Annotated in this window: 15 protein-coding genes and 1 tRNA gene; 9 read left to right on the top strand and 7 right to left on the bottom strand. The window is 48.6% G+C overall.

Translation table 11 applies throughout. The features are described 5' to 3' along the window. Position 1: 1 nt before the first annotated feature. Positions 2-736 carry a bacillithiol biosynthesis deacetylase BshB1 gene (gene bshB1, locus F0P93_RS03915; protein WP_150874987.1) on the top strand — a complete coding sequence of 245 codons (735 nt, stop codon included), beginning with the start codon at positions 2-4 and terminating at the stop codon, positions 734-736. Between the two features lie 70 nt (positions 737-806). On the opposite strand, the gene pdxH is transcribed toward bshB1, so the two are convergent. Then, complete coding sequence (pdxH, locus tag F0P93_RS03910) at positions 807-1448, bottom strand: pyridoxamine 5'-phosphate oxidase (protein ID WP_150874986.1); 642 nt, start codon at positions 1446-1448, stop codon at positions 807-809. Between the two features lie 96 nt (positions 1449-1544). Here pdxH and F0P93_RS03905 point away from each other — a divergent pair, with 96 nt between their 5' ends. The 8 genes from F0P93_RS03905 (at position 1545) to F0P93_RS03870 (ending at position 7776) form a co-directional block, all read left to right on the top strand. Then, positions 1545-3749, top strand: coding sequence for a DUF349 domain-containing protein (locus F0P93_RS03905; protein ID WP_150874985.1), 2205 nt, complete (start codon positions 1545-1547; stop codon positions 3747-3749). A 151-nt stretch (positions 3750-3900) separates the two neighbouring features. Further along, a tRNA-Thr gene (locus F0P93_RS03900) sits at positions 3901-3973 on the top strand. Positions 3974-4380: 407 nt separating this feature from the next. Continuing rightward, on the top strand, positions 4381-5205 hold the full coding sequence (locus F0P93_RS03895; protein WP_138990297.1) for a hypothetical protein: 825 nt from the start codon (positions 4381-4383) through the stop codon (positions 5203-5205). Between the two features lie 206 nt (positions 5206-5411). Continuing rightward, positions 5412-6032, top strand: coding sequence for a hypothetical protein (locus tag F0P93_RS03890; RefSeq protein ID WP_138990296.1), 621 nt, complete (start codon positions 5412-5414; stop codon positions 6030-6032). Positions 6033-6102: 70 nt separating this feature from the next. After that, a complete protein-coding gene (locus F0P93_RS03885) occupies positions 6103-6345 on the top strand; it encodes a hypothetical protein (protein ID WP_138990295.1) in 243 nt (80 codons plus the stop codon). Positions 6346-6407: 62 nt separating this feature from the next. After that, entirely contained in the window at positions 6408-7031 is a 624-nt protein-coding gene (locus F0P93_RS03880; RefSeq protein WP_138990294.1) for an SOS response-associated peptidase, read from the top strand. 276 nt (positions 7032-7307) lie between these two features. Continuing rightward, positions 7308-7523: a hypothetical protein gene (locus F0P93_RS03875; protein ID WP_138990293.1), complete on the top strand. Its 216-nt coding sequence runs from the start codon at positions 7308-7310 to the stop codon at positions 7521-7523. Next, positions 7510-7776, top strand: a complete 267-nt coding sequence (locus tag F0P93_RS03870) for a Txe/YoeB family addiction module toxin (RefSeq protein WP_138990292.1) — start codon at positions 7510-7512, stop codon at positions 7774-7776. The genes F0P93_RS03875 and F0P93_RS03870 overlap by 14 nt, the downstream gene beginning before the upstream one ends. On the opposite strand, the gene F0P93_RS03865 is transcribed toward F0P93_RS03870, so the two are convergent. From F0P93_RS03865 to dinB, 6 genes are all read right to left on the bottom strand, one after another. Further along, positions 7767-8621 (bottom strand): hypothetical protein, encoded by an 855-nt coding sequence (locus F0P93_RS03865; RefSeq protein ID WP_138990291.1) that lies wholly within the window; start codon positions 8619-8621, stop codon positions 7767-7769. The two genes, F0P93_RS03870 and F0P93_RS03865, sit on opposite strands and share 10 nt — an antisense overlap. A 210-nt stretch (positions 8622-8831) precedes the next feature. Further along, the gene (locus tag F0P93_RS03860; RefSeq protein WP_138990290.1) at positions 8832-9179 is read right to left on the bottom strand and encodes a TfoX/Sxy family protein; all 348 of its coding nucleotides are present in this window, start codon (positions 9177-9179) and stop codon (positions 8832-8834) included. A 21-nt stretch (positions 9180-9200) separates the two neighbouring features. Continuing rightward, a complete protein-coding gene (locus F0P93_RS03855) occupies positions 9201-9494 on the bottom strand; it encodes a hypothetical protein (protein WP_138990289.1) in 294 nt (97 codons plus the stop codon). Between the two features lie 33 nt (positions 9495-9527). Then, entirely contained in the window at positions 9528-12479 is a 2952-nt protein-coding gene (locus F0P93_RS03850; RefSeq protein ID WP_138990288.1) for a DNA polymerase III subunit alpha, read from the bottom strand. Between the two features lie 21 nt (positions 12480-12500). Beyond that, the gene (locus tag F0P93_RS03845) at positions 12501-12947 is read right to left on the bottom strand and encodes a YopX family protein (protein ID WP_138990287.1); all 447 of its coding nucleotides are present in this window, start codon (positions 12945-12947) and stop codon (positions 12501-12503) included. A 19-nt stretch (positions 12948-12966) separates the two neighbouring features. Beyond that, the gene (dinB, locus tag F0P93_RS03840; RefSeq protein WP_138990286.1) at positions 12967-14139 is read right to left on the bottom strand and encodes a DNA polymerase IV; all 1173 of its coding nucleotides are present in this window, start codon (positions 14137-14139) and stop codon (positions 12967-12969) included. Between the last annotated feature and the right edge of the window lie 26 nt (positions 14140-14165).

Raw genomic sequence — 14165 nt, 5'->3', positions numbered from 1 at the left:
AATGAAACTGGATCTACTTGTCATTGCCGTTCATCCCGACGACGCTGAATTAGGCTGCGCCGGCACCATACTGTCCCTCGTTGCACAGGGCAAAAAAGTCGGGATTGTGGATTTGACCCGCGGGGAGCTCGGCACACGGGGAACGCCCGAAATTCGTTTGCAGGAGGCTGATGCGGCTGCCCGGATTCTGGGGCTGTCGGCGCGTGAAAACATGGGGTTTCGGGACGGTTTTTTTCGAAACGATGAAGAACACCAGAAGGCATTGATCGTTGCGATCCGGCGATACCAACCCGACATTGTGATCACCAATGCCATTTACGATCGCCATCCCGACCACGGGCGGGCGTCGGAATTGGTAGTAGATGCCTGCTTTTATTCGGGGCTCCGGCAAATCAAAACCGTCGATAATCTTGGTGCTGACGCGTCGGGACTGGAGCAGGAAGCCTGGCGGCCGAAACTGGTGTATCACCTGATTCAGGATCGCTACATCAAACCGGATTTCATTGTCGATATTACCGATTTCTACGAAAAAAAGCAGGAGTCGCTGCTGGCCTACAAAAGTCAGTTTTACGATCCGAAGAGCAATGAACCCATGAGTTACATTGCCAGTCAGGAATTCATGGAATTTCTGCGCGCCCGCGCCGAAGAGTTCGGCCACGTCATCGGCGTCAAATACGGCGAAGGCTTCACCGTGGATCGGACGATTGGGGTGAAGAATCTGTTTGATTTAAAATAATGAGGGGTTATGAATGATGAACGATGAATTTACAGGCCAGCTCGTTCATCATTCATAACCCATCATTCCACTACGGCGCCAGCCGCTCGATTATCCAGTTTTCTTCTTCTTTTCGGTACAAAACCCGGTCGTGCAAACGGCTGGGCCGGCCTTGCCAAAACTCGATGCGATCGGGAATCAGGAGGTAGCCGCCCCAGTGTGGGGGTCGCGGAATGAGCTGATTTTCGAATTGTTGCTCCAGTTCCCGCTGGCGGTTTTCGAGCACCTCACGACTTTCAATGGCGTCACTCTGGTGTGAAACCCAGGCCCCAATCTGACTGCCTCGGGGGCGGCTCTGAAAATAAACGTCAGAGTCTACCGCAGCTACTTTCTGAATCGCGCCTTCAATCCGGATCTGGCGTTCGAGTTCGGCGTAAAAAAAAGTCAGCGAGGCAAAAGGGTGTATGGCCAATTCCACTCCTTTACGGCTCTGGTAATTTGTAAAAAAAGAAAAGCCATTTTCATCAAATCCTTTCAACAAAACAATTCGCCCGGTGGGTCGACCTTCCGGTCCAACCGTAGCCAGATGCATGGCATTCGGCTCCGGAACGCCCGCATTCAGGGCTTCGGTGAACCACCGCTGAAATTGAGCGAACGGATTTGGTGTAACATCGGACGGGTCCAAACCGTTCAGGGTATACTCTTTGCGCAGGTCAGCCAGGGGTGATAGCATGGGTGTATGGGATTCGATCCGCTGATGCGGTCTGTAAAGAAATAATAATCCGCTTTTTTTCGTATTTTTGCAAAAGTAACGATTCCCAAAGATCGTATGGCGAGCGAAGAGCAAGAAATAACTGAACGCAAGGAACAGAATCCGGACGTATCTCACGAGATAAAACCGGAGACTGAGCCGACTGATGCGGTAGAATCAAACGAGGAACCGACTGACAAAGTGGAACTGGAATCGAAACAAGAACCGGCTGACGAAGTAGAATCGGCTCTGGAATCTGCCGGCAAGGCGGAACCGGAACTCAATCAGGAGACGACTGATTTGGGAGAACCAAAACCGGAAGGAGCGGAAACGCCGGAAGCTTCGGCAACGGAGCTATCGGAAGGTCTCGAATCCACTCCGGAAGTGTCTGCTGAAGCCCAGCCGACGGCAGAATCCGTGGCTGTTGACGAATCCGTCCCGGAGACTTTGGCGGTAGCTGAAATGCACGCTGAACCCACTGAATCAGCCGAACTGGAACTGGAGGAGGTAACACCTGCTGCGGATTACAGCCAGCTTTCCCGGGCGGATATGGTTGCGTTGCTCGAAAAGAATCTGGCTTCTTTGAAGACGGATACGGTTTCGGCATCGGATTACCGCCGGGCGGACGACGTCCTGAAAGAGTTACGTCCGTTGTTTGATCAATCGAAAGCTTCGGATCGGGCCGAAGCCCTGCAACGGTATGTGCAGGATACCGGATCCGAAGAGGGATTCGAGTTCAAACCGGATGAACTGGTGAGTCGGTTCGATAGTCTGTTCAAGCAGATCAAAGACCAGAAAAATCAGTATTTCCACCAGCTCGAAAAAGCCAAGGACAACAATTTTAATCTCAAAACGGAGCTGCTGCGCCGGTTGCGGGAGTTGGTCGAAGCCGACGAAAACAACGCCGGTGATCCCAAGACGAGCTGGAATGGTTTCAAGCACATTCAGGATGAATGGAAAGCGGCCGGAAATGTGTCGTCGCCCCACAACGCGACGCTCTGGGCCACCTATCACGCCCTGGTCGACCGGTATTACAGCAACCGCAATATCTATTTTGAATTAAAAGAACTCGATCGGAAAAAAAACCAGACCCAGAAGGCGGAGCTTTGTGAAAAAGTGGAAGCACTGGTTCTGGCCAACGAAGGCAGTCCGGTAACCAAAGCGGTTATTGATGAAGCCAACGCGCTTTTCGAAGACTATAAACACGTCGGGCCGGCTCCAAAAGCGGAGCAGGAAGTGCTGTGGCAACGCTTCAAAAAAGCGCTCGATACGCTGTATGATCGCCGTCGCGGGCAGAACGAAGAGATTCGGAAAGAAGGCGCACAGTTGTACGAAGAGAAGTCGAAACTCTACGAAGAACTGATTCCGTTTACATCGTTCACGTCGAACAGTATTAATGACTGGAACGAAAAAACCCGCGAAGTGATGACGATCCAGGATCGTTGGAACAACATTCGGGGGCCTATGCCGCGCGACGAAGGCAAGGAACTGAGTAAGAAATTCTGGGCTGCCCTAAAACAGTTCTTTCACCACAAAGGCGAGTTTTTTAAACAACTCGAAGGCAAGCGGGAGCAAAACCTGAAAGCCAAAACCCAGTTGTGCGAAGAGGTAGAAAGCATACTGGAATCGGGCGAAGAATCGGCTGAAACCACCCAGAAGGTCATCGAACTGCAACGTCAGTGGAAAAACATCGGTCAGGTTCCGGAGAAGTTCAAAGACACGATCTTTGAGCGTTTCAAAGCCGCCTGCGACGGTTTCTTTAATAAGAAACGCTCCCGGAATCAGGAGGTTGAGAAAGAGTTTGAAGAGAACCTGGCGAAGAAAATTGCGCTTTGTGAGCGGATCGAAACCGTGGCAAACAGCGGTAATGCGGATTTGTCGCAGTTGAACGACTTCAAAAAAGAATGGGCGCAAATTGGCTATGTGCCGAAGAAAGACATGCAGTCGATACAGAAGCGGTACATCAATGCGGTTAATTTGTTTGTGGGGGCCAACGGAAAAATTTCTCCCAGAGAGAAAGAACGATTGACGCTCGAGAACGAAGCAGAAATGATCCGTGAAACCGGTTCGTCGCGGGATTTGTACAAAAAAGAAGGTGACATACGCCGGAAAATGACGACGCTGGAAAATGATATTGCGGTGTACAACAACAACATCGAATTTTTCAGCCGTTCGAAAGGCGCGGATAAACTGCGGGCCGACATTGACAAAAAGATTCAGGTGGCTCAGAAGCAACTGGATGATCTGAAGCACCAGTTGAAAGTGATTCGGGAAGCCCAGTAAGCGAAAAAAACGACTTTGGCTGGAAAAATAAAGGAATCTTTCTTGGACCGAAAAGGCAAAATTGCTATTTTTGCACCAGATTTAAAGAAAGCCATCCAGCACACCCGGTTTTCGGTAGACTGCCCTCGTGGCAGAACGCTCAAATCGAATTGCCTCCATAGCTCAGCTGGTAGAGCAACTGACTTGTAATCAGTAGGTCGTTGGTTCGATCCCGACTGGGGGCTCTTGATTATCAGTGAATTAGCCACTCTATAAACGGGGTGGCTTTTTCTTTGATACACCGTTTGATACACAATTTCTTTGGGACATCATTCTGGCGGCCTTTCAAGATGCCCCATAATTAAGTTGATCTTATCTGTCCAATACAACCATTTTTTATCTCCACGACTAAGGTAACCTACCGGCAAAACCGGCAGAACTCCCCGTTTCTTCTTTTGCCGGTTTTGCCGTGTAAGATAAAATACTGACTAATCAATGGTCTGGCCAGATACTCTATTTTTGGGTAGAATGATGGTGTCAGCTGTTAAACCCCCTTATATAGGCTTTGACAGCTGACACCATTGCTTTTTATTACCAGAGCGCCAAAACTTTCTGCGCTTATTGGTAGATTTGACAGATTCAAATTGAAACCATGGGAACAGTCTCTATAGGTGGCCAAGAATCGCCTTCCAAACCAATTGAAGAAATTATAACGGATTCCCTGGAAGCCATTATTGACTCTAATCTCCCAGATACATTCATTAAAGAAATTCCTTTTTTGGGGACTGTCGCGAAAAGTATTCAGGCCTTTAATTCAATTCGTGACCATCTGTTTTTCAAGAAAGTAAAATCCTTCCTTGATAATCTTGATGAATTTACCGAAAACCAGAAAGAAGAGTTCTGGGAAAGGCACAACAATGATGAAAAGGCAAGAGGTCAGTTGGGAGAACAAATTATTATTTATTTAGAACGATTTGACCATGAAAAGAAAGCAGCCTTGTTGGCAAAAGCATTCGGCGCATATATTACAGGGAATATAAATTATGGCGAATTTATGGATCTGGCTATTTTGATCGACTCCATTAAAATACACTATCTTATTGAAATCCTAATTATCCTTGCACATTCCCGCCTTAATTCTTTCCACCGATTAGGCCTACCAACCTATTTAAATATTCATGTACCGTACTGTGAAAAAGCAGGTTTATTGCAATCAAAGAGTGAAATAATAGTCAAAAAAGACTACAATTCTCTCGATGATAAAAAACTCTTATATTTAAATGAAGTAGAATATTGCTCTACAATAATGGCTTCTCATTTTTTGCACTATGTTATTAAAGACTCTTTAGACGGAGAATGTCAAAAGGTTGATGAGGATTTTGAGTTTGGAATCAAATTAAACCGTGATTCTTTCAACTCAGATTTGGAATGGGAACGATCACAAAATGAAAGGCGACAGCGGCATCAATCAAAATAATCAACTTTGTATCTGGAGCTACGACTTTTCGCATACTTACTTGATAACGAAATTGCTTGCTTTTCTCATTTAGCCAAATACTCTTTTTTAGATTGGATTCGGTCTTACCTGAAAGACACTGCCTTTAGCTTTGCACTATTTAGATTTAAGTGTTAACTTACTGTAGGTCAATGGCACCCAGTTTATACCACTTAAAACAACATACCATGAACGCCTTAATTGATTTAAAGCAAATCCAGTATCTGGAAGACGAAACAAACAACCAGGCCCGCTTTCTGAGAGAATCATCTTTCGGATGGGCCAACGTAGATATTGATAACGATGCCTTCAGGGGCATGATGACAGCCCACTTTCAGGCTACAAATCTGAATAATCAGCTGCGGTCACTACACCAGGCCTGCAAAGATTACTCGGTTGGAAATTTCGAACCTTATCTGGATCTTTTTAACCGATATCGGACAGAGTTGGGCGGAACATGGGGATATGATCCTTTTGCCCATTTGGCGCATTATTTTAATGCCGAATATACCACCGCTTTACCCGCAGTAATTGAACAATATGACTGCCTGGTTTATATGGACTGCGGTTACCCCAAAGAGCGGAACGAGCAATTAGAGGGTATAAGGAAAAACAACACCGGAACCAATTATTCATCCAACGTAGTTATCGACATTGAAATCGGGCCGTCATTGAAGGGGTATGATGAATTTTACGCAAGGTGCCTCAGTCTGATTAATGAATACCGGAAAATCGGAGATGTAGAAGAGTGTGCAAAAAAAATTCTTGCATTATTTGAACCGTCCGTTTTCAAATCAAGAACTTCATAATCCAACCCGGTCAGGGATTGGTGTTTTGAACGGTTCTCACTAGATTAGGCGTTAGAAAAGCTCGCCGTTCATGAAAGTCGTCTCGATCCAGAATCAGAACATCGTTACCGGTGATTTTGGCCGGGTTGCAACCAAATTAATTCTGCAATTGCTGCAACTCCATATTAGCAACGAAACCGGCACCGCCTACAAGGACGGCTGGCTGAATTATAGCGTTCCGTTTACCACGAACGGTTTTGACGGTCATTTGAATTTTAAGTTCGTCGAGGAAACCGATGACCAGCTGATCTTTCGCTACCGGGGTACGGCATAGCAAAGAACGAAGGCAACACTTCGTTTGATTTCCGGTTATCCTACTGACTAAACCTTCACTCTATGTGCTACACCGTTAACGCCCAAACACCCCTGGCCGAACTGGTCCGGCAGGTGAAAGCCGCTCAGGCCGCTTCGGACGACTACACCCCGCCCGGCCGGGTGTCTGGTTTTGCGCATCCCCTGCTCCCGGTCATCACCGAAGACGATCCCAAAACCATCCAGCTCTTTAAGTGGGGTCTGATCCCGGCCTGGGCGAAAGAAGATAAAGCGGCTGAACTGGCCAAGATGACGCTGAACGCCCGCGAGGATACCATCTTCGAAAAACCGTCTTTCAAGGACAGCATTGTAAATCACCGGTGTATTCTATTGGTGGATGGTTTCTACGAATGGCGCCATGAAGGGAAATCGAAAATCCCCTATTACATCACCCTGTCGGACCCGAAACCGTTTGCGTTGGGCTGTATTTATTCGGTCTGGAAAAACCGGCCGACGTTCTCCATTGTGACGACGGCGGCCAACCCGATCATGGAATACATCCACAACACCAAAAAGCGCATGCCGTTGATGCTCAGTCACGAGGAGCAGCGTCGCTGGATCGACCCGGAGCTGACCAAAGCCGAAATCAAAGAATTGATGCAACCGCTCGACGAATCGCTGATGAAAACCGAGGTGATTGAGAAATAGCAATTTTGTTGATCATCTGACGCTTGCGGCCCCACAAAGAGAAGCTATTTTTGTCCACGTTGAATCGAAAACCAGAACCTGAAGCTAAGAATTTTTGGTTTTATGATCGGATCGAAATGTCCCTATTCTGTATTAAGAATTGTCCACCCAAATCCTGCTTTTCACACTATCTTTTGTATTTGACAGCAGGCTCAGATCCTGTAGTAACAACTAAATCAATATTTTTTGCGTTATTTGATGAAAAATACGTTAGTATTATCCATTAAGTACGGCGTCATGGCAGCAGTTACTATTCACATCGCTACACAAAGCAAATTTGTAAAGTTATTCGTTTGGCTTATTCGTCTCTGTAAAGCCGAATACAGTATCGAAACAGTTGGTACGAAAACCCTTCGTTCAGTCATAGAGCAAGGCGAGAAGGATTTTGCAGAAGGGAAAGGCAAAGTGATGACTATTGAAGAACTACGCTCAATGGCCAATGAAGTCGCGTAGTGCCAACTTTTCTCCTGAAGCCTTGAACCAACTGGCCGAACTTTCCAAAGTTTCACCCAAACTAATCGCTAAGTTATCAGAACTCTTAAATGAGTGTTTACGGTCGCCATTCGAGGGTAGGGGTAAACCTGAACCGCTTAAAGGTGACCTGAGTGGGTATTGGTCACGCCGAATAAACGACGAACATCGACTGGTTTACAAGGTGGATGATAATTATATATACGTTTTCTCTTGTAAAGGGCATTACGATTGAGATTCGTCCAAATCTCTTAAGAGTTCGCCCTCTTCATTGAAATGATAGGTGAACAGACCTACCCGATACTCTTTCATTTTTTCATCCAATTGGATAAACCGTCCGTGATTAAGAATTAAAAATTCATCATGCGTGATAGGCCGACTATGATGTTTTACATTCAACATGCAAAAGTCTATTAAGCCATAATCTGTCCGGTGAAGCTCCAAAAAAGGATTATTTAATGCACCTGGAGTCTCGCCTAATGCCTCGGCCTGAGCGTTGATTTCAAACAGTACTCGGCTTGGATTATTACCCCAAAACTTGATAGCTTGTTGTTCATAGTCACGGATGAGTGCGGGATTTAACTGATACCATAGCTTTGCCCATTTATTCATTCCATCAGACGACATAAAATCAGTCAGGTAGCCTTGTTCAAATATCAGGTTCAACCCGATTGAACTGGCATGAAATACTCCAGTAAGGCTGGGGTCTTTTAGCTTTAGTACTCTTGATAAAAAATTGATATCTAAAGTCTTGTTTTCAATTCCTGAAGTTAATATCGACTCAACCTCTGGTCCATCAAAGATTCGCTTGAGGTTATGTTCTTTCATGAAATAATCGACTTTAGATTGCTTAAGCGGCCCTTTCGTTGAGTCAGCCAGAACAAATATTATCTTACCACTAAACACCTCAATGCACACATTTTTAACCTGAAAGTCGCTATCCAGCGGTCCCATGCAAAGGTAGAATTGGTCGGGATTATAGTTGAAAAACTTTGCAATGTCGTTAATGCTACCTAAACCAAAATTTTTGTAGTCAATTTCTTTATAATACCCGAATCTAGCTGGAATAAACACGCCCATATTGAAGAAAGTCAAAGGTCTAATCAACAGTATGATTCTAATCCAGTCTAGGTTAGATAGAAAATGTTCCAGTGAGAACTAAAATCATCTGCAATTAATAAAATGTAATGTAACTACAAAATCGTAGGTAAGAATATTTGTGTCAATCACGACTTCAACTGACACTTCCTGGAGACATCCCATCAGCTTTTACACGGTGATGATCGTCAATTATTTCGCTCGCTTCCGAGTGGTTTTTGCTCTGGCGGTAGCCGCTAGCGTGATGATGAGCCAATCCGTCAGGTCGGCCTGTCGAGAAGTGCCAACCGGATCAATCAACAGCCAGCCTTTCATCACCTGTCGGCCCTTCATGACATACGGGCGGGCCCCGGGCCGACCGGATAGCTCGTCGGTCATCTCTTTTTCACAGCGGATCATCAACTCATCGTCTTTTACATGCACCACCAGCTTGTGATCGATGCGAAACGATAAACCACCCCGTTTCGTCTGTTCCTCCAGCGTCGGGAAACTCGCTAGTTCTTCCCGGACGCGATTCGCTAATTTCTCGTTGTAAGCCATTGCTTTCTGTTCTTTCCTGTTTCAGGCTGCCCGAAGGAACGGAAACTCGGGTGGTCCGTAAAGCCACTGATCCTGAATCGGTGCCAGAAAGATTTCAATTCGCGGTACCCGATCCTGGTTGCTCCTTTTTGTTTGCCAGATAATGGGAATGTCAACCACCACGAACCGGCCGGGCAGGGCCTGATCCGGTTGCTGAATGGTCCAAACCGACCCAACGTAGCAATCTTCCGGAAACTTGTCGATGGCTTCCACGTCGCTGACATAACTGAAAGCCTTCCGGGTGGGTCCGGCATAAACGTAGAGTTGCTGATACATGGCATGAATTATTGAGGGATAAGAACGGGTCAATTAATTCAAAAACAGCTCGGTGCCACCCCGCGGGTCCGGTTTTACCGGCAGCTTCTCAAATTTCCGTACCTCTACCGAAGGGCAACCAAAATCGACCACCACCTTGCCTTCGATGCGGTACATGCCCATACCCCGGTACGGGTATTTTTCCAGACTTTGGGGGAAATGGGTGGTGTCGAAATAATGACCTTCGTAATCCACAAAGTACCCGAAGGTCATGGGCTTTCCATTCTTCGTCCTGATGAGTTTGTGCGTGATCAGATACCCTACCAGTGTAACAATCCGTCCTTCCTGCTGTGCCAATTGCCGGGCAGAGGTACCCACCACTTTCGAGGCCAGCAAGTCGAACGGGGATCGCAGCGGAAAACCGAGCAATTCAATCTCGTCGTAGCTGTCTTCTATTTCATCCTGCCATAAAACCGGTAGCGACCAGTTGGTTTCTTCCAGCGCGAACAATTCCTGAATGCCCTCGTGCTGCACGTAACTGTTGACCAGCGCATGGGCGATCCACAGCAGTTCTTTTTTGGTGGAACCAAAGGATCGAAACACGCCCGTTCGGATCAGGATAATCAACTGCTCCAGACCCGCCGGAACCCGCCGGGTAAAATCGTCCAAGTTGGCAAAGGGTTGCTGTCGGCGCTGCTGCAGCAATTCCTGCACCACGGTTTTTTCCAGCCCTTTGATGTGGACAAACCCCAGCCAGATGGTATGTCCCTCAATACGCGTCAGGTACTCACTAGATGCAAGATCGGGCGCTTCGATATGCGCCCCCCACCGCCGGGCTTCGTGCACGTAGAACTCGGTGCGGTAAAAGCCGCCAAAGTTGTTAATTACAGCCACGGCAAATTCCAACGGGTAATACGTTTTCAAAAAAAGGCTCTGGTAACTCTCCACGGCAAAAGAAGCCGAATGCGCTTTGCTGAAACTGTAACCGCCAAAACTCTGGATCTGCCGCCAGACCTCGCGCGCCACCTCGTCGGTGTAGCCTAAATCCCGGCAATTGGCAAAGAACTTCTGCTCGATGCGGACAAACTCCCCTTTGCTGCGGTATTTCCCACTCATGGCCCGGCGCAGAATATCGGCTTCCCCCAGCGTCAGACCCGCGAAATGATGGGCCACCTTGATGACATCTTCCTGGTAGATCATCACCCCGTAGGTTTCGGCCATTAACTCCTGCATCTTCGGATGGACAGCGGTATAATCCGCCGGGTTGTGGTGCCTTCGGACGTATTCGGCCATCATGCCCGACGACGCGACGCCCGGCCGGATGATCGATGATGCGGCCACGAGCGTCAGATAGTCAGCCACCTGAAGTTTCCAGATCAATTGGCGCATCGCGGGCGACTCAATGTAAAAGCAACCCATCGTTTCGTGGGACAACAACTGCCGACGGATGTTTTCGTCGTCTTTAAAATCCTGAATGCGGTGAATATCGACGCTGATCTGCCGGTTCTTGCGTACCAGATCGACGGCTTCCTTGATATGCCCCAGTCCTCTTTGGCTCAAGACATCCCACTTCGCAAAGCCGATGTCTTCGGCTACCCGCATATCGAATTGGCAGATGGGGAAGCCTTTGGGCATCATTTGTAGCGCAGTGTAGTGGTAAAGCGGTAATTCCGAGATCAGAATACCGCCTGCGTGAATGCTCAGGTAGTTGGGAAAATCTTCGAGCAGGGGAGCGTAGCGGAAAATGAACCGGGTGTACTGATTCGGCGGGGCGGAGCGGGGATCTTTAACGAGTGCATCAATCTCAGCCTTCGGAAGCCCAAATACCTTCCCCAATTCACGGTAAGCGGCCCGGTCCCGAAACGTGACGTAATTTGCCATCAGGCAAACGTGATGGCGTCCGTATTTCTTGAAGACGTAATCGATGATTTCATCCCGTTCGTCCCAACTAAAATCGATGTCGAAATCGGGTGGAGACGTGCGCCCGGGGTTGATAAACCGCTCGAAATATAAATCGAGTGCGATCGGATCGACATCGGTGATCTGCATGCAGTAGGCTACGATTGAATTAGCTCCCGATCCGCGCCCGACGTGGTGATACCCGCGCCCGTGGGCATAACTGATAATATCCCTGGTAATGAGAAAATACGAGGTAAAGTCCAGATCGTCGATGATTTTCAATTCCCCCTCGACGCGCCGACGGGCTTCCTGATGATCGGGTCCATAACGGTCCCGCAAACCATCCTCGGCCAGTTTCCGCAGCAGAGCCATGTCGTCTTCCTTGCTGGGGGTATATAGTTTCTTGTTTTTGGGTGTATCAAAATCAAAGCCGAACGAACAGCTATTCAGCAGCGCTCGGGTATTGGTAATAATCTGGGGCCACGATTGAAAAGCGGTTTCCAATTGCCGGGGTGAAAGAATGTACTCGTTTTCCAGCACCGTTTCGTATTCGGCCAGCTTCGAAAGCAGGCAGTTGTGCGCAATGCACCGCAACAGGCGGTGCAGGCTGAAACCTGTTTTGTCCGCATACGACATGGGTTGTAAAACCACTACCTGGTGGGGTTTCAGCTTCTGGCGGTACCGGTACAGTTGGGGTATCCCGGCGGCCGGAATCCCCACAAATTCATGCTCCGCCAAGTCAGTGAAGTGATTGAGACGGTGCAACGGATAAATCACCACGGCATGCTGAAACGAGGGTGCCCGAATCGGAAAGTCTTTGCTGGCTACTAACCAGTTCGACAGGTGTTGGTTTATTTCGGCAAATCCCGCGGTGTTGCGCGCCAGACAGACATATACCAGTTCATTGTGATTGCGAAACTCAACGCCCACTACAGGTTGAATACCGGCCATGCGGCAGAACTTGACAAATTCGAAGATGCCCGAAACATTGTTGATATCCGTCAGTGCCAGCGTCGTAATGCCCATAGCCACAGCCTGATTGACCAGATCCTCGGGGGATAAGGTGCCATACCGTAAGCTGTAGTAACTATGGGCGTTGAGATACATGGTGTTCCGTCCGTCTGGCGGTTAGGCTGCCTGCTGATACGGCGAGTCCGGAAACTCCAGAATCAGGTGCGGGTCCTCAAAGAAATTCCCTACGACCTTGACTTTACTCGCCAACACCCGGTCAAGCGTCAGAAACGGTGGCAACCCCAGGCAATTAGGCATGAACAGGCTGTAGCCACAACGGTCCGGATGATTCTGGACCACCCATAAATACCCTTCACTTTCCACGATGTCATAGTCATAAATCGGGGTTCCGTCCCGGTCGGGTTGACCCACCGACAGCATCAGACGCCAGGGTGTTCCAGCCTCGTACAGACGTTTCTCCGAGGAATTAAAGGTGTTGATCAGAACCAGAGCATCTTCGAGCAAAACGACCTGGAAGTCTTCCGTCTGAGCTAACAAGGATGACAGGTAATGCATGGTTTGGTTCTGGACATCCCAGACGCGGCAGTGTAGGGCAAATGACATAATGTGCGACGTTTAGCGGTTAAATTCCCAAATGATAGCTGTTGGCATGTCCGATGCGGTTTTCACCGTGCTTCAACTTGATGAGGTCGGTTTTCTGGTAGAGGTTGGGCAGCCGGGTTTTGACCACCTCCCCGCTGGCATCAAACAGCGCAAGCTGCTCGGTTCCCCGCACCAGCTTGCTGACACTGACCCCCACCAGCCGGACCAGCAACCGCCGGTTGTAAAGCGCATTGAAAATCTTGATGGCCGCCAGGGTAAGCTGGTGATCCGACGAGGTGGCCGGAATGGTGATTTGCCGGGTGTAGGTTTGAAAATCACTGTAGCGGATTTTGACTGTGACCTTGCCCGCACACCACCGGTCTTTTCGCAGGTCGTAGGCCAGACCTTCCACCATCCTGCTTAAGGTTGCCTGGAGCATCTGAACATCAGTGGTGTCGGTCTGGAACGTCAGCTCCTTCGACATCGATTTCTGCTTATCGTGTGGCAGTACGGGAGAAGGGTCGATACCGTTAGCGCGGTCCCAGAGAAACAGCCCGGTTTTGCCAAAGGTCCGCTCCATGAGTTTACGGGGAATTTGCGCCAGGGTTCCCAGCTTGGTGACGCCCATGCAGCGGAGGGTGTGCGCCATCTTCTCGCCGACTCCCGGTAGCTTCGAGACATCCAATTTCCAGAGAAACGGCTGGACATCGGTCGAAGGAATATAAAGTGCCCCATCCGGCTTATTTTCATTGGCGGCTATCTTGGAGACCGTCTTGGTGTTGGATAATCCCCAACTAACCGATAAGCCAGTTTCGCGGACAATTTTGCTTTTCAGTTCCTTCGACCATTTCAGGCATCCGACAAATTTTTCCATCCCTGTCATGTCCACATAGAACTCATCAATCGACGCCTTCTCCACCACAGGAGCCCGCTCGGTAATGATTTCCGTAACGGACCTGGAATACTTGCCGTAGGCTTCGTAGTCACCTTTAAGCACTAATGCATCCGGACAGAGCCGCCGGGCCAGGCGCATGGGCATGCCGGATCGGACCCCAAACTTTCTCGTTTCGTACGAACAGGCCGATACAACGCCCCGGTCCCCAGATCCGCCGACCATGATGGGTTTGCCTACCAGCTCCGGTTGCCGCAACCGCTCGACCGACACGAAGAAGGTGTCGAGGTCCAGGTGAAGTATGTTGCGTTCAACCACCATTTTAAATTGAATTACACTATGTCAGG

It is taken from the genome of Larkinella humicola, assembly GCF_008727875.1.
Taxonomy (GTDB): domain Bacteria; phylum Bacteroidota; class Bacteroidia; order Cytophagales; family Spirosomataceae; genus Larkinella; species Larkinella humicola.
This window is presented reverse-complemented; position numbering and strand designations above follow the sequence as displayed.

What these genes read in the sequence shown, in the direction of transcription:
- bshB1 (WP_150874987.1), top strand. Translation starts at nt 2, where the DNA reads ATGAAACTGGATCTACTTGTCATTGCCGTTCATCCCGACGACGCTGAA.
- pdxH (WP_150874986.1), bottom strand. Translation starts at nt 1,448, where the DNA reads ATGCTATCACCCCTGGCTGACCTGCGCAAAGAGTATACCCTGAACGGT.
- F0P93_RS03905 (WP_150874985.1), top strand. Translation starts at nt 1,545, where the DNA reads ATGGCGAGCGAAGAGCAAGAAATAACTGAACGCAAGGAACAGAATCCG.
- F0P93_RS03895 (WP_138990297.1), top strand. Translation starts at nt 4,381, where the DNA reads ATGGGAACAGTCTCTATAGGTGGCCAAGAATCGCCTTCCAAACCAATT.
- F0P93_RS03890 (WP_138990296.1), top strand. Translation starts at nt 5,412, where the DNA reads ATGAACGCCTTAATTGATTTAAAGCAAATCCAGTATCTGGAAGACGAA.
- F0P93_RS03885 (WP_138990295.1), top strand. Translation starts at nt 6,103, where the DNA reads ATGAAAGTCGTCTCGATCCAGAATCAGAACATCGTTACCGGTGATTTT.
- F0P93_RS03880 (WP_138990294.1), top strand. Translation starts at nt 6,408, where the DNA reads ATGTGCTACACCGTTAACGCCCAAACACCCCTGGCCGAACTGGTCCGG.
- F0P93_RS03875 (WP_138990293.1), top strand. Translation starts at nt 7,308, where the DNA reads ATGGCAGCAGTTACTATTCACATCGCTACACAAAGCAAATTTGTAAAG.
- F0P93_RS03870 (WP_138990292.1), top strand. Translation starts at nt 7,510, where the DNA reads ATGAAGTCGCGTAGTGCCAACTTTTCTCCTGAAGCCTTGAACCAACTG.
- F0P93_RS03865 (WP_138990291.1), bottom strand. Translation starts at nt 8,621, where the DNA reads ATGGGCGTGTTTATTCCAGCTAGATTCGGGTATTATAAAGAAATTGAC.
- F0P93_RS03860 (WP_138990290.1), bottom strand. Translation starts at nt 9,179, where the DNA reads ATGGCTTACAACGAGAAATTAGCGAATCGCGTCCGGGAAGAACTAGCG.
- F0P93_RS03855 (WP_138990289.1), bottom strand. Translation starts at nt 9,494, where the DNA reads ATGTATCAGCAACTCTACGTTTATGCCGGACCCACCCGGAAGGCTTTC.
- F0P93_RS03850 (WP_138990288.1), bottom strand. Translation starts at nt 12,479, where the DNA reads ATGTATCTCAACGCCCATAGTTACTACAGCTTACGGTATGGCACCTTA.
- F0P93_RS03845 (WP_138990287.1), bottom strand. Translation starts at nt 12,947, where the DNA reads ATGTCATTTGCCCTACACTGCCGCGTCTGGGATGTCCAGAACCAAACC.
- dinB (WP_138990286.1), bottom strand. Translation starts at nt 14,139, where the DNA reads ATGGTGGTTGAACGCAACATACTTCACCTGGACCTCGACACCTTCTTC.